The 23570-nt window shown below is 73.1% G+C and carries 20 protein-coding genes; 6 read left to right on the top strand and 14 right to left on the bottom strand.

Annotation, left to right across the window (positions count from 1 at the left end):
* Positions 1-72: 72 nt before the first annotated feature.
* Positions 73-2535: a helicase C-terminal domain-containing protein gene (locus tag ACIRR8_RS18335; protein ID WP_404065454.1), complete on the bottom strand. Its 2463-nt coding sequence runs from the start codon at positions 2533-2535 to the stop codon at positions 73-75.
* A 64-nt stretch (positions 2536-2599) separates the two neighbouring features.
* Here ACIRR8_RS18335 and ACIRR8_RS18330 point away from each other — a divergent pair, with 64 nt between their 5' ends.
* On the top strand, positions 2600-3862 hold the full coding sequence (locus ACIRR8_RS18330) for a hypothetical protein (protein ID WP_404065452.1): 1263 nt from the start codon (positions 2600-2602) through the stop codon (positions 3860-3862).
* Positions 3863-3871: 9 nt separating this feature from the next.
* On the opposite strand, the gene ACIRR8_RS18325 is transcribed toward ACIRR8_RS18330, so the two are convergent.
* The 4 genes from ACIRR8_RS18325 to ACIRR8_RS18310 are packed head-to-tail and all read right to left on the bottom strand — an operon-like array spanning position 3872 to position 7861.
* The gene (locus ACIRR8_RS18325; RefSeq protein ID WP_404065449.1) at positions 3872-4867 is read right to left on the bottom strand and encodes an ABC transporter substrate-binding protein; all 996 of its coding nucleotides are present in this window, start codon (positions 4865-4867) and stop codon (positions 3872-3874) included.
* A gap of 5 nt (positions 4868-4872) precedes the next feature.
* The gene (locus tag ACIRR8_RS18320; protein WP_404065446.1) at positions 4873-5751 is read right to left on the bottom strand and encodes an ABC transporter ATP-binding protein; all 879 of its coding nucleotides are present in this window, start codon (positions 5749-5751) and stop codon (positions 4873-4875) included.
* The gene (locus ACIRR8_RS18315) at positions 5748-6818 is read right to left on the bottom strand and encodes a FecCD family ABC transporter permease (RefSeq protein WP_404065443.1); all 1071 of its coding nucleotides are present in this window, start codon (positions 6816-6818) and stop codon (positions 5748-5750) included. Before ACIRR8_RS18315 ends, ACIRR8_RS18320 begins: the two co-directional genes overlap by 4 nt.
* Entirely contained in the window at positions 6815-7861 is a 1047-nt protein-coding gene (locus ACIRR8_RS18310) for a FecCD family ABC transporter permease (RefSeq protein ID WP_404065440.1), read from the bottom strand. The genes ACIRR8_RS18315 and ACIRR8_RS18310 overlap by 4 nt, the downstream gene beginning before the upstream one ends.
* A gap of 273 nt (positions 7862-8134) precedes the next feature.
* Here ACIRR8_RS18310 and ACIRR8_RS18305 point away from each other — a divergent pair, with 273 nt between their 5' ends.
* Entirely contained in the window at positions 8135-8812 is a 678-nt protein-coding gene (locus tag ACIRR8_RS18305) for an HAD family hydrolase (protein ID WP_404065438.1), read from the top strand.
* A gap of 12 nt (positions 8813-8824) precedes the next feature.
* Here the strand turns inward: ACIRR8_RS18305 and ACIRR8_RS18300 are convergent, their stop codons facing one another.
* Both ACIRR8_RS18300 and ACIRR8_RS18295 read right to left on the bottom strand, forming a co-directional pair.
* Positions 8825-9142 carry a hypothetical protein gene (locus ACIRR8_RS18300; RefSeq protein ID WP_404065435.1) on the bottom strand — a complete coding sequence of 106 codons (318 nt, stop codon included), beginning with the start codon at positions 9140-9142 and terminating at the stop codon, positions 8825-8827.
* A gap of 91 nt (positions 9143-9233) precedes the next feature.
* Complete coding sequence (locus tag ACIRR8_RS18295) at positions 9234-9485, bottom strand: hypothetical protein (protein WP_404065432.1); 252 nt, start codon at positions 9483-9485, stop codon at positions 9234-9236.
* A gap of 179 nt (positions 9486-9664) precedes the next feature.
* Between ACIRR8_RS18295 and ACIRR8_RS18290 the strand changes: the two genes are divergently transcribed.
* Entirely contained in the window at positions 9665-10048 is a 384-nt protein-coding gene (locus tag ACIRR8_RS18290; protein WP_006126557.1) for a cold-shock protein, read from the top strand.
* Positions 10049-10061: 13 nt separating this feature from the next.
* On the opposite strand, the gene ACIRR8_RS18285 is transcribed toward ACIRR8_RS18290, so the two are convergent.
* The 4 genes from ACIRR8_RS18285 to ACIRR8_RS18270 are packed head-to-tail and all read right to left on the bottom strand — an operon-like array spanning position 10062 to position 13595.
* Positions 10062-10931 carry a 1,4-dihydroxy-6-naphthoate synthase gene (locus ACIRR8_RS18285; RefSeq protein WP_404065429.1) on the bottom strand — a complete coding sequence of 290 codons (870 nt, stop codon included), beginning with the start codon at positions 10929-10931 and terminating at the stop codon, positions 10062-10064.
* Complete coding sequence (locus ACIRR8_RS18280; protein WP_404065426.1) at positions 10921-11616, bottom strand: futalosine hydrolase; 696 nt, start codon at positions 11614-11616, stop codon at positions 10921-10923. Before ACIRR8_RS18280 ends, ACIRR8_RS18285 begins: the two co-directional genes overlap by 11 nt.
* A 41-nt stretch (positions 11617-11657) precedes the next feature.
* The gene (locus ACIRR8_RS18275; RefSeq protein ID WP_404065423.1) at positions 11658-12137 is read right to left on the bottom strand and encodes a DUF2771 domain-containing protein; all 480 of its coding nucleotides are present in this window, start codon (positions 12135-12137) and stop codon (positions 11658-11660) included.
* A gap of 27 nt (positions 12138-12164) precedes the next feature.
* Complete coding sequence (locus ACIRR8_RS18270) at positions 12165-13595, bottom strand: MFS transporter (protein ID WP_404065420.1); 1431 nt, start codon at positions 13593-13595, stop codon at positions 12165-12167.
* Between the two features lie 417 nt (positions 13596-14012).
* On the opposite strand from ACIRR8_RS18270, the gene ACIRR8_RS18265 reads away from it, so the two are divergent.
* The gene (locus ACIRR8_RS18265; RefSeq protein ID WP_404065417.1) at positions 14013-14951 is read left to right on the top strand and encodes a DUF3027 domain-containing protein; all 939 of its coding nucleotides are present in this window, start codon (positions 14013-14015) and stop codon (positions 14949-14951) included.
* Positions 14952-15217: 266 nt separating this feature from the next.
* Positions 15218-18424, top strand: a complete 3207-nt coding sequence (locus tag ACIRR8_RS18260) for a sacsin N-terminal ATP-binding-like domain-containing protein (RefSeq protein ID WP_404065542.1) — start codon at positions 15218-15220, stop codon at positions 18422-18424.
* A gap of 87 nt (positions 18425-18511) precedes the next feature.
* Here the strand turns inward: ACIRR8_RS18260 and ACIRR8_RS18255 are convergent, their stop codons facing one another.
* Both ACIRR8_RS18255 and ACIRR8_RS18250 read right to left on the bottom strand, forming a co-directional pair.
* On the bottom strand, positions 18512-20983 hold the full coding sequence (locus tag ACIRR8_RS18255) for an HAD-IC family P-type ATPase (RefSeq protein WP_404065415.1): 2472 nt from the start codon (positions 20981-20983) through the stop codon (positions 18512-18514).
* A gap of 270 nt (positions 20984-21253) precedes the next feature.
* Entirely contained in the window at positions 21254-21571 is a 318-nt protein-coding gene (locus ACIRR8_RS18250) for a DUF2530 domain-containing protein (protein ID WP_404065412.1), read from the bottom strand.
* Between the two features lie 209 nt (positions 21572-21780).
* Here ACIRR8_RS18250 and ACIRR8_RS18245 point away from each other — a divergent pair, with 209 nt between their 5' ends.
* Positions 21781-23235, top strand: coding sequence for an NCS2 family permease (locus tag ACIRR8_RS18245; protein WP_404065410.1), 1455 nt, complete (start codon positions 21781-21783; stop codon positions 23233-23235).
* Here the strand turns inward: ACIRR8_RS18245 and ACIRR8_RS18240 are convergent.
* On the bottom strand, positions 23228-23440 hold the full coding sequence (locus ACIRR8_RS18240) for a ribbon-helix-helix protein, CopG family (protein WP_404065407.1): 213 nt from the start codon (positions 23438-23440) through the stop codon (positions 23228-23230). The genes ACIRR8_RS18245 and ACIRR8_RS18240 overlap by 8 nt on opposite strands.
* Positions 23441-23570: the final 130 nt, after the last annotated feature.

Genomic DNA, 23570 nt, shown 5'->3' with positions numbered 1-23570 from the left:
AGCATCGCAGACGGTCGCCGGACCCGGGAGCGTCCCGTAGTGCTCGGTCCTGGCCACCGCCTACCTCTACGTCTACGTCTCGTCCTCCGCCAGCTCCGCCACCCCCGTGATCCGGTGCAGGGCGAACGTGCGGACCTCGTCGGCCGTGTGGTCGTACGCCGTGACGAAGCCGCCCTCCACGCGGACCGGGGCGATCACGCGTTGGCTGGCCGCGCCCTCCGCGTTGACGTAGCCGATCCAGACCGCCGAGCCCGTCATCGCGGCCGCCTGGACCGTGGCCAGGGTCTCCGCCGAGGTCGTGCGGGGCAGGGAGCCGGAGGAGGTGCGCGGGGCCGAAGCGCCCTCGGCCGGCTCCTTGCGGACCACCGTGGCGGCCGTGTCGCCGGCGCGGATGGCCCGGACCGCTGCGCCCAGCAGGGTGGCGTCGGGGGTCGGCGGGCCTTCCGGGACCGGGGTCGGCGGGGTCCGGGGCGGGGTGCGGCGGGCGCCGGCCCGGGTGATCAGGACGTCGCCCTCGGCGGATTCGGCGGCGGGCGCGTAGCCCATCTCGCGGAGGGCTTCGAGGAGGGAGCCGGGGTCGGCCTGGGAGGCCAGGACCGTGGGGGCGAGGCGGCGCAGGCGCAGGCCCGTCGAGCGGCGGTCGGCCAGGATCTCGTTGAGGACCGCCTCGTCGTCGCAGCGTACGTACGCGGAGGCCGCGCCGATCCGCAGGTGGCCGTGGCGCCGGGCCACGTCGTCGATCAGGTAACTCAGCGGCTGCGGCACCGGCGTACGGCTGTGCGCGGCCAGGAACGCGTGCAGGTCGGCCGCCGCCTGTCCGGCGTCCAGCGCGCGGCGGACGGAGCCGGGGGTGAAGCGGTAGACCGTCGCGCCGCCCTTCGACTCGACGTCCGCCAGGACCGAGAGGGTTTCCGCCAGCGGGCGTTCCAGCGGGCCCGGTGCCACCGCCGTCAGGTCCGCTTGGAGCAGGACGTGGTCCAGGGGTTCGGGCAGCAGGGGCGCCAACCGGGCCGCCGCCGTCTCCTCACCCTCCTCCAGCAGCGCGCGGGCCTGCGAGGACAGCGCGCCCCGGCCCGTGATGCCCAGCAGCTCCGCCTCGTTCAGGGTCCACAGAGCGAGGCGCGAGCGCAGGTCCGTGCCCTCTCCGGTCGGCGAGGAGCCCCGCAACGGACGCTCCCAGCGCAGCCGTTGCAGCAGGGTCTCCGGGTCCGGCGCGGTGCCCGGCGCCAGCTCGGCGAAGAGGGCCAGCGCCCGGCGGCGTACCTCCGGCGCGGCCGAGCGGTCCAGCTCCGGGCCGAGTGCGGAGAGCGCCCGGCCCTTCGCGTCCTGGCCGCCGACCAGGCCCGGGACCCGGGTGGCCGGGAGCCAGGCGGTGGCCAGGTGCGTCCAGCGGTCCGGGGCGGAGAGGTCGAGCCACTCGTCGTACGCGGGCGTCGGCGCGTACCGCTCGTCGCTCTCACCGTCCGACGCCAACAGCCCGGCTGCGTAGGCGAGTTCGACCCAGAACGCGGCGATCGGCTCCGACACCTCCAGCGCGGTCGCCGTGCGTTTCAGCTCCCGTACGCTCAGGCCGCCCGCGCGCAGGATCGCCGGGCCGCCGCCGTTCCAGAGCTTCAGCAGCTCCTCGACCGTCGACAGCGCCGTGAACGCCTGTCCGGCCGCCGCTCTGTCCACAGCCTGTGGATCACGTTCGGCCACCGCCGCGACGACCGGAGGAACCGGCTCCGGTACGCGGTGCGCGCGGCCGGCCCGCAGGTGCAGGGCCGCCTCGCGCGGCAGCACCACCGTGCGCGTCGAGACCGGCAGCAGCAGGCCCCGGTCCCGTAGCCACTTCACCGGCGGGGTCGGGTTCGGCGTGACCTCTCCGTACGGCGGGCCCCACACCAGCCGGTCCAGCACCGACAGCGCCTCCACCGGGGCCGTGTCCAGCAGCTCCGCCATCCGCGTCCGGTCCGTGAAGAGGGCCGCCAGCGCCGCCACCGCCGACACCGGGTCGTGCGTGGCGGGCAGTCCGGCCGCCGCCAGGATCTCCTGGAGCCGGCCCGGCGACATCCCGGCCGTCGCCTCCGCGACCGTCGGCCCGAGGCCCGTGGGGGACGGGTGCTGCGGGGACGGGGCGAGCAGCTCGCGGGCCGTACGCACCAGCCGCAGCCGCTCGTCCTCGCCCCAGACCAGGGCCTGTTCGCGCAGCGTCGCCAGCGCGCCCGGCAACGCGGCCGTGACCGCCGCACCCGCGTCGTCGCGCTGCTCGCCGTCGTCCAGCCCGTCGCCGGTGAGCAGGGAGAGGAGCGTGTCGTACGGGGCCGGGTCCGGGGCCACCGCCAGCGCCTCGGCGGTCTGCAGCGCGAACCGGTCCAGGTGCTCCAGCGCGCGGACCACCGAGGCCCGGGTGCCGGCCCTGGTGGCGAGCTGGGTGATGTCGTTCGGCACCGGGTTGAGGAGGTCGGGGCGGGCACGCAGCAGCCCGGCCAGCGATTCGTCGCCCCGGGCGCGCAGGGCTTCGGCGAGCGTGCGCGGTGGTGTGGTCGTCCCCATCCGTCCCACGTTAGCCGCTGAAACGCTACCGTCGGGGCAGGGCCGCAAGAGGGGATGCAACCGCGTGGGGATCGAGAGCGACCAGCTCGTCTACGACTACCTGAGCCGGGTCGGTGACCTGGCGCAGCAGCAACAGCTGTCCCCGGGCGCCCGGATGCGGCTGGTCTCCACCCTGCGCGGCGAGATCGACCGCCGCCGCGCGAGCGAGGGCGCGGACTCCCCGGCGGCCGTGCGGCGGATCATCGGCCGCCTCGGCAGCCCGGACGAACTGGTCAGCGCTGCGGCGGAGTCGGGGGACGGGTCGGTGCCGTTGCCCTCGGCGGGGGCGGGTGGGGACGCCACCGTTCCCCGGCCCCGGACCGGGTTCCTCCGCAAGGGCCCGAAGGCGTCGGAGGGGCCCAACGAGCCGGACGAGCCGGGAGCGGCCTCCGGTCCCGGCTCCGCATCCGCCCCCGCTTCGGCCCCGAAAGCCGGTTCCCGGCGGGGCGCGTCGCGGTGGGGCGCCGGGGGTGCTGCGCGGCGGGGCAGGGGCGGCGACGCGGACACCGGAAGTTCCGAAGCCCGGTTCCGCGCGGAGACCGGCTACGCACCCGACTCCCGTACGGACCTCACGAAGACCCCCGGCCCCGACGACACCCCCGCCCCCGCCGACACCACCCCCTGGCCCCACCCCTCCGCCCCGCACGTCCTCGGACCCGACCAGCAGAGCGGCGGCGAGGACGAATGGTGGCGGCTGGAGCCCGGACCCTTCGACGCCGGGACCGCCATCCCCGGGTTCTTCGGCGGCATCGAGGCCCCCGAACTCCTCGGCAGGCGGCCGACGAAGCCCGAACCCGCCGACCAGGAGGCGAAGGAGGCGGAGGAGGCCGACGACGGACCCGCCACCGCCGAGGCCCCCCGCCGCCGCACCCTCCGCATCCCCAGGCCCCGCCGCCGCAAGCCGGTCGTCGCCGTCGCCGAACCCGCAGTCGCCGCACCAGCCGCCCGCGGCGGCTTCGCGCACCCGCTGCTGCTCCTGGCCGCCGTGCTGCTCGTCGCCGGGGTCGTCACCGGGTCCTGGATCCCGCTCGCGGGCGGCTGGCTCATCGCGTACGGCTCGCGGGCCCTCTCCCGTAGGGAGGCGAAGTGGGCGGCTCTGGGGCTGCCGGGCGTGGTCGTGGCCGGGGCGCTCGTCTGGGTGTGGGGGCGGCTGGACGGGCGGTGGGGCGAGCCCATCGCGGACGGGGGCCTGCGCGAGGTGCTGACCGGTGCCTGGCCGGTGGTCGTCCGCATCGCCGCCGTCGCCTCCGCGCTCTACCTGGTGTGGCGGGCGCGGAGGCGCGGGTAGCGGCAGGGGCTACTTCTTCAGGTTCGTCCGGAGCTCGTGCAGGATCTTGTCGGCCGCCGTGTAACCGATGCCCTGGATCCACAGCTGGTCGTCGACCGCGAAGACCTTGCCGTTCTTCACCGCGTCCATGTTCTTCCACAGGCCGCCGCCGGTGGTCTGCGTCTCCTTGGCCTTCTTCGGGTCGCCGTACGTCGAGTGGAAGACCGCGTCCGCGTCCGCGAGGTCGATCTTCTCGGGGCTGACGTCGTAACTGAAGCCGTCCTTCGCCTGGTCCGTGACGGCCGGACGGCCGAGGCCGACGTCGGCGAGGATCGTGGCGATGTAGTTCTTCTTGCCGTAGATGCGGATGTCCGCGCCCTCGACGAACCGGACCATGTTGACCTCGGTCGCTTGGGCCTTCTCCTTGCCGCCGAGCGCCTCCGTCACATCGGCCACGTGCCGCGCGTAGTCGTCGGTGACCATCTTCGCCTCGGCCTTCTTGCCCAGGGCCTCCGCGTGGACCTGGAAGTTCTCCTTCCAGGGGTAGCCGGTGTTCTCCGTCATCACGGTCGGCGCGATCTTCGACAGCTCGGCGTACTTGTCGCCGTGCCGGATCTTGCTCGTGAGGATGAGGTCGGGCTTGAGGCCGGCGATGGCCTCCAGGTTCGGGGTCATCATCTGGCCCACGTCCGTGATGCCGGTGACCTGGTCCTTCGGCAGGTAGTTCAGGAAGCCGGAGTCCACGTCCGCGTGGGTCGCGCCGACCGGCTTCACACCGAGGGTGAGGACCGAGTCGAGTTCGGCGGTGTCCAGGACGACGACCCGCTGCGGCGCGGCCGGCACCTTCACGTCGCCCATCGCCGTCTTCACCGTACGAGGAGATCCGGCGGAGGCGTCCTCGGAGCCGGAGGAGCCGGAAGCGGAGCCGGAATCGGACGAGAAGCCGCACGCGGAGAGGGCCAGCGCGGCGGCCACGGTCAGGGACGCGGCGGCGAGCGTACGGGAGCGGTGCTGGAGGAGGGGCATGGTTCTCAGAGGGCCTTTCCGGGAGTCGGGACGGAGGGAGGAGCAGCGGTGGCCGGGGTCCAGGGGGCGCCCGGGACGACGAGTGGCGAACCCGTCACCGGATCCGGGACGATCACCGCCTCCAGGCGGAAGACCTCGCGGACGAGCTCGGCGGTGACGACGTCCCCGGGCCGGCCCTCGGCGACGATCCGGCCCTCCTTCATGGCGACCAGGTGATCCGCGTACCGGGCCGCCTGGTTCAGGTCGTGCAGCACGGTGACGACGGTACGGCCCCGGGTGCCGTCGGCGGCAGACGCTGCCAACTGGCGTACCAGGTCCAGGACTTCCACCTGGTGCGCGATGTCCAGATAGGTCGTCGGCTCGTCCAGCAGCAGCAGGTCCGTCTCCTGCGCGAGCGCCATCGCGATCCACACCCGCTGCCGCTGCCCGCCCGACAGCTCGTCCACCGGCCGGTCGGCCAGCGCCGTCACATCCGTACGGGCCATGGCGTCGGTCACCGCCCGCTCGTCCGCGTCCGACCACTGCTGCCACCAGCTCTGGTGCGGCTGGCGGCCCCGGGCGACGAGGTCGGAAACGGTGATCGCCTCCGGGGCCACCGGCGTCTGCGGAAGCAGCCCGATCGACTGCGCGATGCGCCGGGTCGGTATCCGCGCCAGCTCCGTACCGTCCAGCAGGACCGCGCCGCCGCGCGGCTTCAGCAGCCGGCCGAGCGCGCGCAGGGTGGTGGACTTGCCGCAGGCGTTCGGGCCGACGATGACGGTGACCTGCCCGTCGGGCACGGCGAGGTCCAGCTCGTGGACGACGGTGCGGTCCTCGTACGCGAGGGTCAGGGCGCGGGCGGCGAGGCGGGAGCCCGTCCGCGCCGCGTCGGTCGTCGGGCTCATGCGGTCCCTCCACTGCGGCTACGGTGACCGCGGATGATCAGCCAGATCAGGTACGGGGCGCCGACCGCCGCCGTGAGGACGCCCACCGGCAGTTCGGTGGGCGCGAACAGCCTGCGGGCGAGCAGATCGCCGAGGACGACGATCACCGCGCCCAGCAGCGCCGAGGAGACCAGCGGGACCTGTGCCGTACGGGTCATCCGGCGCGCGATCTGCGGCGCGAGCAGCGCCACGAAGTCCACCGGGCCCGCCGTGCCCGTCGCCACGGAGGCCAGGACCACACCGAGCGCGACGAGCCCGAGCCGTACGCGCCCCAGGCGCACGCCCAGCGCGGTCGCGGTGTCGTCGTCCATCGTCACGGTCCGCTGCGCGCGGGCCGCCCACGCGATGGCGGGCAGCAGGAGGACGAGGGTCCAGGCGAGCGGGGCGGCCTCCGGCCAGCCGCGTCCGTTCAGCGAACCGGTCATCCAGATCTGCGCCTGCTGCGCGACCAGGTAGTCGCCCTTGGTCAGGAAGAGCGTGGTCACCGACCGCAGCGCGATGGCGAAGCCGATGCCGATGAGGACGAAGCGCGTGGCGTGCAGGCCGCCGCGCCAGGCGAAGACGTAGACGAGGGCGGCGGCCGCGATGCCGCCGACGACGGAGAGGTGGGGCAGGACGGCGTACGAGGTGATGCCGAAGGTCATCGCACCGACGGTGAGCGCGCTCGCGCCCTGGCTGACGCCGATGATGTCGGGGCTGGCGAGCGGGTTGCGGGCCACCGTCTGGATCAGCGCGCCCGCGATCCCGAAGGCCGCGCCCACCAGCAGCCCGACGACCATGCGCGGCAGCCGGAGCGTGCCGACGACCAGCTCGGCGGAGGACGGCTGCCCGAGGAGCACCTTCACGACCTCGCCGGGCGCGACGAAGCTCTCACCGGCACAGAGGTACGCGACGCAGACGGCGGCCAGCAGCACGACGAGGCCCGCCGCGACGACGGACGCCCGCCGGTGCAGCAGGAACCGGCCGCGCGGCCCGGCCCTCACGACGGCGTACCCGGAGGGCCGGACCCGTACGAGGGTGTTGCTCATGCCGGTACCGCCTTCCTCCGTACGAGGGCGACCAGGAACGGCACTCCGATCAGCGCCGTCATCACCCCCGCCGGGACCTCGCTCGGCGGGAACACGATCCGGCCGGCGACGTCGGAGACGAGCAGCATCACCGGCCCCAGCAGCGCGGCCATCGGGAGCACCCAGCGGTGGTCGTCGCCGACGACCGCGCGGGCGATGTGCGGGACCGCGAGCCCGATGAACGCGATCGGCCCGGCGGCGGCCACCCCGACCCCGGTCAGCACGGTCGCCCCGATCCCACCCACGATCCGGACCGCCGCGACGTTCTGCCCGAGCCCCTTCGCCATGTCCTCGCCGAGCGCGAGCGCGTCCAGTCCACGGGCCACCGAGAGCACGAGCGCCGCGCCCAGCAGCAGGAACGGCCACACCTGCTGGACCACGTCCGCCTCCCGCCCGGCGACCGACCCGACCTGCCAGAAGCGGAACTCGTCCAGCGCGGACGCCTTCGTCGTGAGGACCCCCATCGTCACCGAGACCAGCAGCGCGTTGATCGCCGCACCGCCGAGCGCGAGCTTCACCGGGGTCGCGCCGCCGCGACCGCTGGAGGCGATGGCGTACACCGCGACCGAGGCGACGGCGGCCCCCGCGAAGGCGAACCACACGTACCCGCTCAGCGTGTGCACCCCGGCGAACGCGATCGCCAGCACCACTGCCACCGAAGCGCCCTGGCTGATGCCGAGGATGCCGGGATCGGCGATGGGGTTACGGGTGATGCCCTGGAGCACCGTGCCCGCGAGGGCCAGCGCCGCGCCGACCATGAGCCCGATCAGCGTCCGCGGCACCCGCATGGTCCGGATCACCTCGGCGGCGTCGGAGGTGCCGCCGTGCAGCAGCGCGTCGAACACCTCGCCCGGCGGGATGGAGCGCGCGCCGACCGCGAGGCTCAACAGGACGGCCAGCAGCAGCGCGAGGACGGCGGCGGCCGTGGCGGCCGCGCGCCGGGAGAGGCGGGGCGCGCCGGGCATCGGGGGCGCGACGGCCGGTGCCGGTGCTGGCGCTGACATCTGAACCAATCGGCAGGGTTACCAGGGCTACCCAGGTTTACTGAGGCTTGGCTAAGTGCGGGCTCAGTCTAGGCGGCGGGGAGTTCACCGGGGACGGCGGTGGACGAACCCACCGGGCCCGACGGGCTCACCAGGCCCGATGGACCCACCGGACCCGACGGACCCACCAGGCCCGACGGACCCACCGGACCCGACGGACCCACCGGGCCCGACGGACCCACCGGACCCGACGGACCCACCGGGCCCGACGGACGGGTCGGCACAATGGTCCGCATGGCTTCCACGGCTTCGCGCCCCCACCCGGCCCCCTCCTCCGTCCCGCACACGGCTGCCCCCCTCACGGTCGGCTTCGACCTCGACATGACGCTCATCGACTCCCGGGCCGGTATCGCCGCCACCTACCGGGCCCTCTCCGCGGAGACGGGAGTCCCCATCGACGACGCTCTGGTGGTGAGCCGGATCGGTCCGCCGCTCGAGCAGGAGCTGGCGCACTGGTTCCCGGCCGACCGGGTGGCCGCCGCCGGTGACCGCTACCGGGAGCTCTACCCGGACCACGCGATAGCGCCGAGCACGGCCCTGCCCGGAGCGCGGGAGTCCGTGGCGGCGGTGCGGGCGCTCGGCGGCCGGGCGATCGTCGTGACGGCGAAGTACGAGCCGAACGCCAAGCTGCACCTGGCGCACCTCGGTATCGAGCCGGACTCGGTGATCGGCTGGCTCTGGGCGGAGGCCAAGGGCGAGGCGCTCAAGGAGCACGGGGCGCAGGTGTACGTGGGCGACCATGTCGGAGACGTACGCGGGGCGCGCGCGGCCGGGGCGCTGTCGGTCGCCGTGACGACGGGCCCGTGCGACGAGCAGGAGCTGCGGGCGGCGGGCGCGGACGTGGTGCTGGCGGACCTGACGGAGTTCCCGGCCTGGCTGCGCGCGTACGAGGCGAACCGCACGGCGGCCTGAGAGCCCCGGCGCCTACCGCGCGACGGCCACCCGGCCGGTCACCCGGTCGATCACCCAGTCGATGCCGTGCGGTCCCGGTGCGTACGACGGTGCCTGCCGCCAGACCTGGCTGAAGCCGTCGACGAGCGCGGACCGTGCGTCCGCTCCGTCCGGCAGCCGGGACCGCAGCAACTCCAGCAGGAGCGGTGCGAGCAGGTCGTACAGCTCACCGAGTGCGTCCCGGCTGCCGTGCGCGATCTGGACGAGGAGGTCGTCGACGTGGGAGGTGGCCCGGCCCGGGACGTCACAGGCTGCGGGATGGATCGGAAGGGCGTGCACTGCGTGCTTCACGCGACCGAGCCTAACCATCCCGGGCGACCGGCGTGATCCGGACGAAAGATCCGACAGGCATCAGGGTGTGTCCAGACCCGCCGGATACGCCTCAGGCCACGTCCTGGGCGCGGCTCGCGGCCCGCCTGGGCGAGGAGAGCCAGACCGAGCGGACGACGCCCGCACCGGCGATCAGGAAGCCGACGCCCATGAACATGCAGACCCCGTACGCGATCGGAGGGAACGGCTCCGTGCCGAGGAAGAGCGGGGCGACCGTCACCAGAGTGGCCAGCGCGCCGACGAAGAAGACGATCGCGCCGATCGATACGAGCCGGTCGCCGGCGCCTGAAGGAGTAGTGGTCACGCCACCAGGGTAGTTCCCTGCCCGGAGGAACACTCCGGCGACGTCTTGTCACCGGACGCAGGGCCATTAGCCTGGGACCAGGCGGGTCACGGTGACCCGCTGTACTGCTATCCGGAGCCGTGCCCACAGGCGAGCACGGCTCTTTCCGCACAGTGACGAGTACGAGGACGGGGACAGACGTGCCCACCGGCAAGGTGAAGTGGTTCAACAGCGAGAAGGGCTTCGGCTTCCTCTCCCGCGACGACGGCGGCGACGTCTTCGTGCACTCGTCGGTACTCCCTGCCGGGGTCGACGCACTCAAGCCCGGCCAGCGTGTGGAATTCGGCGTGGTCGCGGGTCAGCGCGGTGACCAGGCCCTGTCCGTGGTGGTCCTCGACCCCACCCCGTCCGTCGCGGCCGCCCAGCGCCGCAAGCCGGACGAGCTGGCGTCGATCGTCCAGGACCTGACGACGGTCCTGGAGAACATCACGCCCCAACTGGAGCGCGGCCGCTACCCGGACAAGGCCGCGGGCGCCAAGATCGCGGGCCTGCTGCGCGCGGTCGCGGACCAGCTGGACGTGTAGCCGGCGCGCTTCTTCAGCGCGCGCCCGGGAACACCAGCGCGTCCGGGCCGAGGGGCGGTACGAGTCCCTCGGCCGCGGCGCGGGTGAGCAGGGCGCGGACCGCCGCGTAGCCGTCCTCACCGAGGTCGGCGGTGAACTCGTTCACGTACAGGCCGATGTGCTGGTCGGCTACGGCCGGGTCCATCTCCTGGGCGTGCTCCTGGACGTACGGCCGCGAGACCTCCGGGTGGTCCCACGCCAGCCGGACCGAAGTGCGGATGGTGTCGGCCAGGCGGCGCAGGGTCTCGGCGCCGAGGGAGCGCTTGGCGATGATCGCGCCGAGCGGGATCGGGAGGCCGGTGGTGTCCTCCCAGTGGCGTCCCATGTCGGCCAGGTTGTGGAGCCCGAAGTTCCGGTACGTGAAACGGGCCTCGTGGATGACGAGACCGGCGTCCACCTTGCCGTCCCGCACCGCCGGCATGATCTCGTCGAACGGCATGACGACGACCTCGCCGACCCCGTCCGGGACCATCTCCGCCGCCCAGAGCCGGAACAGCAGGTACGCCGTCGACCGCTCGCTCGGCACCGCGACCGTCCGGCCCGTCAGGTCCAGGCCCAGCTCCTTGCTGAGGACCAGCGGCCCGCAGCCCCGGCCCAGCGCCCCACCGCACGGCAGGAGCGCGTACTCCTCCAGAACCCAGGGCAGGACCGCGTACGACACCTTCAGGACGTCCAGCTCGCCGCGCTCGGCCATGCCGTTGGTGAGGTCGATGTCCGCGAAGGTAACCTCCGGCGCGGGCGCGCCGGGGACGCGGCCGTGGGCCCAGGCGTCGAAGACGAACGTGTCGTTGGGGCAGGGCGAGAAGGCGATCTCGATCGGGTCCGGGTGCGCTTCAGTGGTCATGCCGGTTCCAACCTTCCAGTACGGGTGCGCTCTTCCCGAACGCCTCCGTGAGCGCGGCCAGCGCGTCGCCGATGCGCCAGGCGGCCCGGTCGCGCGGGCCGACGGTGTTCGAGATCGCCCGCAGCTCCAGTACGGGCACTCCGGCCCGCTCGGCAGCCTCCGCGACCCCGAACCCCTCCATCGCCTCGGCCAGCGCGTCCGGGTGCGCTGCGAGCAGGGCGGCGGTGCGGTCGGCGGTGCCGGTCACGGTGGAGACGGTGAGGACCGGGCCGGGCGCGGCGCCGATGGCCGACGCCACCTCCCGTACGAGCGCGGGCGGCGGCGTGAGACGGTCACGGCCGAAGCCGAGCGCGGTGACGGGCGCGAAGCCGTCCGGGGTCTCGGCGCCGAGGTCGGCCGCGACGATGTCGCTCGCCACGACCAGGGAGCCGAGCGGGGCGGCGGGGGCGAACCCGCCGCCGATGCCGGCCGAGACGACGAGTCCGTAGGGGAGCCGCGTGGACGCCAGGGCGAAGGCGGCGGCCGCGGCTGCCGCCGCCGGGCCCGCACCGCCCGCCAGGACGTCGAACGCACCGCTGCGGTGCAGCTCGGCGCCCGGCAGGGCGACCGACTCCGGCGTACCCCCGAACGCACGCGTGACCGCGTCCCGTTCCACCGGGACAGCGGTCACGACGAGCACACGCACAGGAGAGCCTCAGGGCCTCGGGAGGGACAGGACGACGGCGGTCAGGACGTCTTCTTGAGCTCGAACTGCCAGATGCCGGTGAGCTTCTTGCCGCTCGTCTCGACGATGGAGACGTTCGTCTTGCTGGCGGGCTCGCCGGTCTGGCTGGCGAAGAACGCGGAACCGGGGATCGTCCGGTAGGTCTTCGTGAACGGCTCCTGCTCGGCCTGCTGGCCGTTGATGAAGAGCGTCCACCCCTTCTCGGCGATCTCGGGGTCGACGCCGAAGCGGACCTTGTCGTCCATCGCGACCTCGATGGTCTTCTCGGCCTTCTTGTTGAGGCAGCCCTGGATCAGCGATTCCTTGATCGCCTCACCGTCGTTGTAGCAGGCCGCCTCGGAGTTCACCGAGGTCGTGCCGACCGTCACGGTGGCGAGCGGCGTCGGCTTGTCGCAGGCGGACAGGACAAGGAGTCCCGCGGACACGGCACCAAGAGCGACGCCGATTCGGCGGCCCTTACCGGAGAAGAACGCAACGGTCATGGGCCGAAGGCTATCGGTCGCCTCCGCTCACGCCACGCGGGGGTGCGGCGAGCCGCGCCGCGCGGCACCGAGGAGACCCCGTACGGACGCGGCCGCGCCGAGGGCGAGGATGCCCGCGGCGACCGACATGCCGAGCACCGCGTTGAGCGGCAGCGCGATCCCGATCCCGCCGCCGACCACCCACGCCATCTGGAGCAACGTCTCGGACCGGGCGAAGGCGGAGGTCCGGACCTCCTCGGGGACGTCCCGCTGGATCATCGCGTCCAGCGACAGCTTCGAGAGGGCCTGGGTGAACCCGGCGACCGCACCGAGCACGGCGACCGCGGCGGTGGAGAAGAAGACCGCCGCCAGGACCGCCGTGCCGAGCGCGAGCGTCAGCACCGTCGCGACGATCACCTCGGGCCCGCGCGCCCGGAGCCACGCGCCCACCGCCGTACCGCAGGCGTTGCCGACCCCCGCCGACACGCCGACGATGGCGAGCGAGACCGCCGCGCTCTGGCCGGCCATCGGGTGCTCGCGCAGCAGGAACGCCAGGAAGAAGATCAGGAAGCCGGAGAGGGCCCGGTGGGCGGCGTTGGCCTGGAGGCCGTGGAGCACCGACCCGCCGACGGACCGCAGGCCGGGCGGCCGCTCCCTGGGCGGCTTCTCCCCGTTGCGCTTCGGCTTCGGGGCGGGCCGGCGTACGGGCTCCGGGAGGTGCGGGAGGTGCGGGTGGTCCTGCGGGTCGATCAGGCGGGCCCGGCGCTCGCCCTTGGCGGAGTCGACCTTCGGCGGCATCGTGAAGGCGAGGAAGGTGCCCACGATGAAGATCGCGCAGGCGCCGTAGAGCGGCCAGGCGGAGCCGATGGTCTGGAGGCCGGCCCCGATCGGGGCCGCCACCCCCGTGGCGAGGAGCCCTGCCAGAGTGACCCGGGAGTTGGCTTTGACCAGGGAGAACTTCGGTGGCAGCAGCCGTGGCACGACCGCGCTGCGCACCACCCCGTACGCCTTCGAGGAGACCAGCACCCCCAGCGCCGCCGGGTACAGCTCCAGGCCGCCGGTGGCGACCGCGCCCGACATGGTGATGGCCAGCAGCGCGCGGGCCAGCATCGCGCCCGCCATCGCCGCCCGGCGGCCGTGCGGCAGCCGGTCCAGCAGCGGGCCGATCACCGGGGCGAGCAGGGTGAAGGGGGCCATGGTGATGGCGAGGTAGAGCGCGACGCGCCCGCGCGCCTCGTCGGTCGGTACGGAGAAGAAGACGGTGGAGGCCAGGGCGACGGTGATCATGACGTCACCGGCGCCGTTCACCGCGTGCAGCTCGATGAGTTTTCCGAGGCCGGATTCGCCGGCTCCATGGGCGTGCGTCGCCTTGCGGATCCCGCGTGCCGTGCCGGTGAACGGGGTGCGCAGGGCACGCCCCGTCGCCCGCCCCGCCCTGCGGAGCGGGCCGGGAACGTCGTGCGACCTGGCGCCAGTCACCCCGTCATAGTGCCCCAACCCCGGCCGGTATGAACGGTGATCGGTTGCGGACGCGCGCGTGACGCTCTCTCGGACCAGTGGGCGTCAGCACTCCCGGACGGCGGCGCGCAAGCCCTCCGGAGTGTCGGTGGCCGGATATCGGAGAGACGGATACGGCACGTTTGGGACGGGCAGGTGGGCGCGGAGCGGCGGAGAGGGTAGCGTGCGTAACGCGCCACCGGCGGTTGTTCTTGGCCGCGCGCCTCTCCGCGATCCCGCAGAATGGGTGGCAGAAGGCGCGCCCGAGGCAGGCACAACGGGTGTGGACGTCGACGCGGCCCCCAGGTCCGCTCCGCCCGCAACTGTCTGGCCGAAAACGGCAATCGTGCAGCAGCTGGCGCGCTCGTGAGACTGGCGTATGGAGAGAAGCGAAGACCTGTGAGTGCTGCGACGACGCGAAGCCGTACGGCCCGTACCGCCCGTACCCCCGTTCCCGACCGCCTGTGCGCCGAGGCGGTAGACCTCGCCCGCGCGGCGGCGGAGGAAGCCGCCGCGCCCGGTGTGGTCGGTGAGCATGTCGGTGTGGTCTCCGAAGGGGACCGCGTCGTCACGCACTACTTCGAGTCCAAGGAGCCCGGCTACCGGGGCTGGCGCTGGGCGGTGACCGTCGCGCGGGCCTCCCGCGCGAAGAACGTCACCCTGGACGAAACGGTGCTGCTGCCGGGGGCCGACGCGCTCCTGGCGCCGGAGTGGGTGCCGTGGAGCGAGCGGCTGCGCCCCGGCGACATGGGCCCGGGCGACCTGCTGCCGACCGAGGCGGAGGACCTGCGCCTGGAGCCGGGCTGGAGCGGCGAGGACGAGCCGCCGCCGAACTCGATCGTCTCCGAGGAGCTGGCGGAGCTCGTCGACGCGGAGGACGCGGAGCTGACGGACCGGCCGGTGGCCGCCACCAGCCGGGGCTCCATCGCGTCGGTGGCCGAGGAGCTGGGTACGCGGCGGGCGCGGGTGCTGTCGCGGTACGGGCTGTACGAGGCGGCGGACCGCTGGGACGAGGCGTTCGGCCCGAAGACGCCGATGGCGCAGGCGGCGCCGGCGACGTGTGTGAGCTGCGCGTTCCTGATCCCGATGGCGGGCTCGCTGAAGCAGGCCTTCGGGGTGTGCGCGAACGAGTTCGGTCCGGCGGACGGGCACGTGGTGTCGCTGGCGTACGGGTGTGGGGGGCACTCGGAGGCGGCGGTGATGCCGAAGCCGGTGCGGCCGGCGGATCATGCGCTGGACACGATGCGGGTGGACGCGTACGCGTTGCGTCCTGAGCGGGACGGGGGCTCGGTGCCGCCCGAGGCCGACGGTGCGTCGGAGGACCTGGGCCACTCGTAGCGGGCCGCGTTTTCAGCCCGTCCGGCGTTTGAGGACGGAACCGTCGATCGGGTGTCGGGTGCCTCTGCGGGTGTGCTGGGGCTCAGGGCCCCGTTCTTGTGCCGCCCGCCTCGGCGAGGGTTCCGTCCTCAAGCGCCGGACGGGCTTGGGTGGGCCCCGCACGGGTTGGGGGTCCGGTTCGGGTGCACGGTACCTTCGGGCGCACACTGGGCGGCAGGTAAGGGCCCAGGCCACCACCCACGGCGGACGGAGTCGACAGCGTGAGCATGAATGCGACCGAGGGGGCCGATCCGTTCGGGACGGCACGGCTGCGGCGCGGCGTGCTCGACGCCTGGGGCGCGGGCCCGGCCCGCTTCCGGGAGGACGCCAACGCCGAGGAGGACCTCGCGCTCGGCGGCTACCGCGACCGCCTCGTCGTCGAGCTGGCCCAGAACGCCGCCGACGCCGCCGCCCGCGCGCACGTCCTCGGCATGCTCCGCCTCACCCTGCACCCCGCCGCCCCCGGCGATCCCGACGGCCGCTGTGTCCTCGCCGCCGCCAACACCGGGGCGCCCCTGGACGCCACCGGCGTGGAGTCGCTCTCCACCCTCCGCGCCTCCGCCAAGCGCGAGGGCCACGAGTCCGCCGTGGGCCGGTTCGGCGTCGGGTTCGCCGCCGTCCTCGCGGTCAGCGACGAGCCCGCCGTGCTCGGCCGCCACGGAGGCGTCCGCTGGTCGCTGGCCGAGGCGCGCGAGATGGCCCGGAACGCGGCCGTCGGCTCCCCGGGCCTCGGCGACGAGCTGCGCCGCCGCGACGGCCACGTACCGCTGCTGCGCCTCCCGCTGCCCGCCGAGGGCTCCGCACCGGACGGGTACGACACCGTCGTCGTGCTGCCGCTGCGCGACGGCACCGCCGAGGATCTGGCCGCCCGCCTGCTGGCCGCCGTGGACGACGCGCTGCTGCTGACCCTGCCCGGCCTGGCCGAGGTCGTCATCGAGACCCCGCAGGGCGTACGGACCCTGAGCCGCTCGGCCCACGGCCCGTACACGCACATCGACGACTCCGCGCACGGCCTGAACCGCTGGCGCACCGTCTTCCACCACGGCCCGGTCGAACCGGCCCTCCTCGCCGACCGCCCGGTCGAGGAGCGCCTGCGCCCGCACTGGTCGGTCACCTGGGCGGTCCCAATCGACGAGTCCGGCGCCCCGCTCCCGCCCCGTACGTCCCCGGTCGTCCACGCCCCGACCCCCACCGACGAGCCCCTCGGCATCCCCGCCCTCCTCATCGCCTCCCTCCCGCTGGACACCGCCCGCCGCCACCCGGCGCCCGGGCCGCTCACGGACTTCCTGGTGGAGCGGGCGGCCGACGCGTACGCGGAGCTGCTCGGCGCCTGGCGGCCCGTGTCGACCGGGACCATCGACCTCGTGCCGGGGCCGCTCGGCAAGGGCGGCCTGGACGGGGCCCTGCGCGGCGCGATCCTGACCCGGCTGCCGAGGGTCGCGTTCCTGGAGCCCGCCGTACCCAGGGACGCCGAGGCCGATCGGAGCTGGGCGGACGACTGGGACCGGGACGGTACGGAGAGCGCCCCCGCGACCACCGCCCTGCGCCCGGTCGAGGCCGAGGTCGTCGAAGGCGTCGGAGCCGGGACCGTACGGGTCCTCGCCGAGGTGCTGCCCTCGCTGCTCCCCGCAGGCCTGGAGCGCCGCCCCGAACTCCGTACGCTCGGCGTCGCCCGCGTCCCGCTCACCGAGGCCATCGACCGCCTCGCCGGTCTGGAACGCGACCCCGCCTGGTGGCACCGCCTCTACGACAGCCTCGCCGGCATCGACCCCGACCGCCTCACCGGCCTCCCGGTCCCGCTCGCCGGCGACCCGGAGGCCGAGCAGGCGGGCCGCCCGCCGCGCACCACCATCGGCCCCCGCCAGGTCCTGCTGCCGCTCCCGGACGCCCTCACCGGCCCCGTCCTCGCCCGCCTCTCCCGCCTCGGCCTCAAGGTCGCCCACCCGGACGCCGCCCACCCGCTCCTGGAGAAGCTCGGCGCCCTCCCCGCCACGCCGCGGGCCGTCCTGACGACCCCCCAAGTGCGGGCGGCGGTCGCCGGATCGCTGGACGCGGGGGAGATCTGGGACGAGGACGCGCTCGACGGCGACGAGCTGGCCGAGACCGTCCTCACCCTCGTGCGCGACGCCGAGCTGGCCCCCGGAGACGAACCCTGGCTCGGCGCGCTGGCCCTGCCCGACGAGGAGGGTGAGCCCGCCCCCGCCGGTGAACTCGTCCTCCCCGGATCCCCGTTCGCGCAGATCATGCGGGAAGGCGAACTCGGTTTCGTCGACCAGGAGCTGGCCGACCGCTGGGGCGAGGCGCCGCTCACCGCCTGCGGAGTGCTCGCCACCTTCGCTCTCGTCCGCGCCACCGACGTCGTCCTCGACCCGGACGAACTGGAGCCCCGCGACAGCGACTTCGCCGAACCCGACGACGCCGGGCTGCTGGACGCCGTCGACGTGTGGTGCGAGGACCTCCTCGACCAGCTGGCCGAGACCCCGGTGCCGCCGGTCGCGACCGAGATCGTCGCCGTACGGGATCTGGATCTGGTGGACCACGACGCCTGGCCGCAGGCGCTGGCCCTGCTGGCGCAGCCGCCGTTGCGGGACGCACTGACGCAGCCGGTGCGGGTGCTGCTGCCGGACGGTACGACGCAGTCCGTGCGCCCGTACACCGCGTGGTGGCTGCGCGACCATCCCGTACTGGACGGCCGCCGCCCCGCCGGGCTGCGCGCGGCCGGCGGTGATCCGCTGCTGGCCGGGCTGTACGACGCGGTGGACGCCACCGGCTTCGACGACGCGCAGGTGCTGCGGGCTCTCGGCGTGCGCACCTCGGTCGCCGCGCTGCTGGACGAACCGGGCGGTGCGGCCGAGCTGTTGGGCCGGCTGGCCGACGAGGAGCGGCCCGTCACCCCCGTACAGCTGCACGCGCTCTATACGGCTCTCGCCGAACTCGACCCGGACCAGGTCACGTTGCCGGACGAGCTGCGGGCGGTGGTGGACGGTGAGGTGGCCGTGGTCGACGCGGCGGACGCCGTGATCGCGGACGCGCCGGACGTGCTGCCGCTGACCGAGGGCCTGCCTCTGCTCCCCGTATCCCCTTCCCGGGCTTCCGAGTTGGCGGACCTGCTCCAGGTTCGGCGGCTCGGCGAGACGATCGAGGCGGGCGTCACCAGCGAGGGGGAGGAGCACCGCGTACCGGACTCCGTCCGCGTCCTGCTCGGCCCCGCCACCCCGGGCACCTACATCGAGCACACCGAACTCCACGCGGGCGGCGTCGAACTGGACTGGCGCCGCACCCCGGACGGTGTGGTCCACGCCGCGACTCTGGAAGGCGTCGCGGCGGGCCTGGCCTGGGCGGCGGGCCAGTGGCCGAGGCGCTTCGAGGTCGCGGCGCTGCTGGAGGACCCCTCGCGTACGGAGGAACTGGCGCGGGACCGCTGGTTCGACTGAGGGCGGCAGGCGCATACGGAAGACCGTGGGCCCATGCGGAAGCCCCCGGGAGGTCGATGACCTCCCGGGGGCTTCTCCGTGCTGTCCTCAGGCCCCGAACCGCCGGCCCACCAGCCGCCAGCTCAGCTCCAGCAGCGCGGCCGCCGCCACCGCGATGCCGACCGCCGCCCACGGCATGGTCGTGCCGACCAGCTTCAGGGCGAAGAAGTCCTGGAGCCACGGCACCACGAGCACGATCAGGAAGCCGAGCCCCATCGTCGCCACCAGGGCGATCCGCCACCAGGTGTAGGGGCGGGCGATGATCGCCAGGACCCACATCGAGGTCAGGAACAGCGTCAGCGTCGCCGCGCTGGTCTCGGCCTCCAGCGCGCCGGCGCCGGAGTAGTGGTGGCGGGCCAGCAGGTAGGTGGTGAAGGTGGCCGTCGCCGCGATGACGCCCGAGGGGATCGCGTACCGCATGACGCGGCGTACGAAGTGGGGCTGGGCGCGCTCCTTGTTCGGCGCGAGGGCCAGGAAGAACGCGGGGACGCCGATGGTCAGCGTGGACAGCAGCGTCAGGTGCCGCGGCAGGAACGGGTACTCCACCTGGGTGCAGACCACCAGGATCGCCAGCAGCACCGAGTAGACCGTCTTGGTGAGGAAGAGGGTCGCGACACGGGTGATGTTCCCGATCACCCGGCGGCCCTCGGCGACGACCGACGGCAGCGTCGCGAAGCTGTTGTTCAGCAGCACGATCTGCGCCACCGCGCGCGTCGCCTCGGAGCCGGAGCCCATCGAGACGCCGATGTCGGCGTCCTTGAGGGCCAGCACGTCGTTGACGCCGTCGCCGGTCATCGCGACCGTGTGGCCGCGCGACTGGAGGGCGGCGACCATGTCCCGCTTCTGCTGCGGGGTGACCCGGCCGAAGACCGCGTTCTGCTCCATGGCCGTGGCCATGTCGTCCGGGTCGGTGGGCATCTTGCGGGCGTCGAGGGTGTTCTCGGCACCCGCCAGGCCCAGCTTTCCGGCGACCGCGCCGACCGAGACCGCGTTGTCGCCGGAGATGACCTTGGTGGCCACGTTCTGCTGGGCGAAGTACCTGAGGGTCTCCGCCGCGTCCGGCCGCAGCCGCTGCTCCAGGACGACGAGAGCGGTGGGCACGGCACCGTCGGCCGCGTCCGGGGCGTCCAGCTCGCCGCCCGGCACCCGGGCCAGGAGCAGCACGCGCAGGCCCTGCTCGTTGAGGTGCTCGATCTCGGTGAGGGTCGCGTCGCCGTCGGGGAGGAGGACGTCAGGGGCGCCGAGGAGCCAGGCGGAGGCGGTGCCGTCGGTCTCGGTGAACGCGGCGCCGCTGTACTTGCGTGCGGAGGAGAACGGCATCGCGTCGGTGACGGTCCAGGCGGCTTCCTGGCTTGCCGGGTACGCGTCGATGATGGCCTGGAGGCTGGCGTTGGGCCGGGGGTCGGAGGAGCCGAGGGAGCGCAGCACCTGGTGGACGTACGCCTCGTCGCTCCCGTTCAGCGGCCGGACCTCCGTGATGTCCATGCCGCCCTCGGTGAGGGTGCCGGTCTTGTCCAGGCAGACCACGTCGACCCGGGCGAGGCCCTCGATGGCGGGCAGCTCCTGGACCAGGCACTGCTTGCGGCCCAGGCGTACGACGCCGATGGCGAAGGCGACCGAGGTGAGGAGCACCAGGCCCTCGGGGATCATCGGGACGATCCCGCCGACGGTCCGGGCGACGGAGTCCTTGAAGTTGTTGTCCTTCACGACGAGCTGGCTGATGATCAGCCCGATCGCCGTCGGCACCATCATCCAGGTGACGTACTTCAGGATCGTGCTGATGCCGCTGCGCAGCTCCGAGTGGACGAGCGTGAAGCGCGACGCCTCCTCGGCGAGCTGCGCCGCGTACGCCTCGCGTCCCACCTTGGTCGCGGTGAACGCGCCGCCGCCCGCGACGACGAAGCTGCCGGACATCACCGGGTCGCCGGGCCGCTTGAGCACCGGGTCGGCCTCACCGGTCAGCAGCGACTCGTCGACCTCCAGGCTGTCGGCCTCGGCGACCGTGCCGTCCACGACCACCTTGTCGCCCGGCCCCAGCTCGATCACGTCCCCGAGGACGATCTCGTGGGTGGAGACCTCGGCGGCGGTCCCGTCGCGCCGCACGGTCGGCTTCGCCTCGCCGATCACCGCGAGGCTGTCCAGGGTCTTCTTGGCCCGCCACTCCTGGATGATGCCGATACCGGTGTTGGCGACGATCACGAAGCCGAAGAGGCTGTCCTGGATCGGCGCCACGAACAGCATGATCACCCAGAGCACGCCGATGATCAGGTTGAACCGGGTGAAGACGTTGGCGCGGACGATCTCGGTGAGCGAACGCGAGGAGCGTACGGGTACGTCGTTGACCTCGCCCCGGGCCACCCGTTCGGCGACCTCGGCGGTGGTGAGACCGGTGGCGCGATGGCCGGATGGCGGTAGCCCGACCGGATGCACGGGGTCGAGTTCCGCCCCCGCGTCGATCATGGCCGGCCGGGAGGATCCGGGGGTCTGCTCCCCGGAGGAATCGAGTGCCCGCTGCGTCATGGATTAGACGGTACGGGCGTGCGGTGCGAATCACCCGCCGGGGGGGTGGAAGATCCGACCAGGGGAGGAGCAAGTCGGTCCCGTGGTCGTACGGGGCGGCGAGGTTCCCGTACGGAGGAGGTAGCTCCGAGATCCCCTGTCCCGTACGGAGGAGGTAGCTCCGAGATCCCCTGTCCCGTACGGAGGAGGTAGCTCCGAGATCCCTGTACGGGCGAGACGGCTCCCCACAGGCGAGACGGCTCCCCGGGGACAGGCGAGACGGCGCTCCGGTCAGGCTCGGTGGTGGTCGGTGCCGAGGGTGCTGGACGCCGCCTCGGCGCCGGCGGCGTCCTTGGCCTCGGCCCGGGCCGCGTGGCGCTTGAGGGCGGCCTCGCGGCCCCGGACGTACCAGATGCCGATCAGCCCGAGACCGGCTCCGGCCAGCGGTGTCCAGACCCACCAGGTGTGGCCCCGGTCGGCGAACCAGCCGTAGAAGGGGAGCTGGGCGAGGAAGAGGACGAACCAGAGGATCGTGCCGCCGACGACGGTGGAGACGACGGGGCCCTCCAGGGGCTCGGGCGCCTCGTGCTTCGGTGTCCACTTCTCCATGAGTTCAGTGTATGGGCCCACCCGATCGGGGGTGCGCGGGCCGGTGGACCCAAGGCGCCACGCGGGTCTACGCGCGGAGATAGCGATCTTCGCCTTATGTATTCATACTGAATCTGCTTTGGGCTGGCTCGATTTGTTCGTCTGAACATCCAATTTCGATCACCTTTCGCCCTTTTCCTCCACCTCCCTACGTACGACTGAGGTCACCCATGCCCCCCTCGGCCACCGCTCCGGTCGACTCCCCGCAGCCCTCGGCTCCGCAGCCCACCGGCGGCGTGGACCGGTTCTTCAAGATCTCCGAGCGGGGGTCGACCGTCGGGCGCGAACTGCGCGGCGGGTTCGCCACGTTCTTCGCGATGGCGTACATCATCGTGCTCAACCCGATCATTCTGGGCAGCGCGAAGGACATGTACGGCAACCAGCTCGACAACGGCCAGCTGGTCACCGCCACCGTGCTCTCGGCGGCCTTCTCCACGCTCCTGATGGGCGTCATCGGCAATGTGCCGATCGCGCTCGCCGCCGGGCTCGGCGTCAACACCGTCGTCGCGCTCCAGCTCGCACCCCGGATGAGCTGGCCGGACGCGATGGGCATGGTCGTTCTCGCGGGCATCGTGGTCATGCTGCTGGTCGCGACCGGGCTGCGGGAGCGCGTGATGAACGCCGTACCGCGCTCACTCCGCAAGGGCATCGCGATCGGCATCGGCCTCTTCATCCTGCTGATCGGCCTGGTCGACTCCGGCTTCGTCTCGCGCATCCCGGACGCCGCCATGACCACCGTGCCGCTCCAGCTCGGCGGCGACGGCCACCTCACCGGCTGGCCGGTCCTGGTCTTCGTGCTCGGCGCGCTGCTCACGCTGGCGCTGATCGTGCGCAAGGTGCCCGGCGCGATCCTGATCTCGATCATCGCCATGACGGTGGTCGCCCTGGTCATCGACGCGGTGGCGGGCCTGCCGGAGGGCGCCTGGGGCCTGACGACGCCGTCGTGGCCGGGCAACCCGGTCTCCGCGCCGGACTTCGGTCTGCTGGGTGAGGTCAGCCTCTTCGGCGGCTTCGGGAAGGTCGGTCTGCTGACCGGCATCCTCTTCGTCTTCACCGTGCTGCTGTCCTGCTTCTTCGACGCGATGGGCACCATCCTCGGCGTCGGCGACGAGGCCAAGCTGATGGACGAGAACGGCAACTTCCCCGGCATCAACAAGGTGCTGTTCGTGGACGGCATCGCGGTCGCGGCCGGCGGCGCGAGCTCCTCCTCCGCCACCACCTGCTTCGTGGAGTCCACCGCGGGCGTCGGAGAGGGCGCCCGCACCGGACTGGCGAGCGTCGTGACCGGTCTGCTCTTCTCGGTGGCGCTGTTCCTCACACCGCTGGCGACCATGGTCCCGTCGCAGGCGGCCACGCCCGCCCTGCTGGCGGTCGGCTTCCTGATCATCGCGGGATCCGTACGGGACATCGACTGGAGCGACTACACGCTCGCGGTCCCGGCGTTCCTGGCGATGGTGATGATGCCGTTCACGTACTCGATCACCAACGGCATCGGCATCGGCTTCGTCGCCTTCTCCGTGCTGCGTCTTGCGGCGGGCCGGGGCCGTGAGGTCCCGATCGCGATGTACGCGGTGTCGGCGGTCTTCGTCTTCTACTACGCGATGCCGGCGCTCGGCCTCACGTGATCGGGTCTCTGGTCACGGTCGGGCCCGTCGGCCCGTAGAACTTCTCCGTCTCGTCGACGGCCGCCTTGAAGCGTTCGTCGAAGTCGTCGCGAATGAGCGTCCGGACCACATAGTCCTGGACGCTCATTCCGCGTTTGGCGGCGTGCTGCCGGAGCCGGTCGAGCAGCTCACCGTCTATCCGCAGGCTGAGCACTGTCGATCCCATACCGAGCAGGGTCGCCGCCCGGGGGCGCTTTTCGCGTCACTTTCCGCTTCCGTCTCACTCGTTCGGGTGAGTTGTTTCTCGCGGGTGTACCCTCGGGTGGTATTTAGTTTGGGTAATGAGTTACGCTAAC

The sequence above is a fragment of the Streptomyces sp. NPDC101178 genome (assembly GCF_044767965.1).
In the GTDB taxonomy this organism is placed as follows: domain Bacteria; phylum Actinomycetota; class Actinomycetes; order Streptomycetales; family Streptomycetaceae; genus Streptomyces.
The sequence above is the reverse complement of the archived record's forward strand: the minus strand, read 5'-3'. Positions and strand labels throughout refer to the sequence as shown.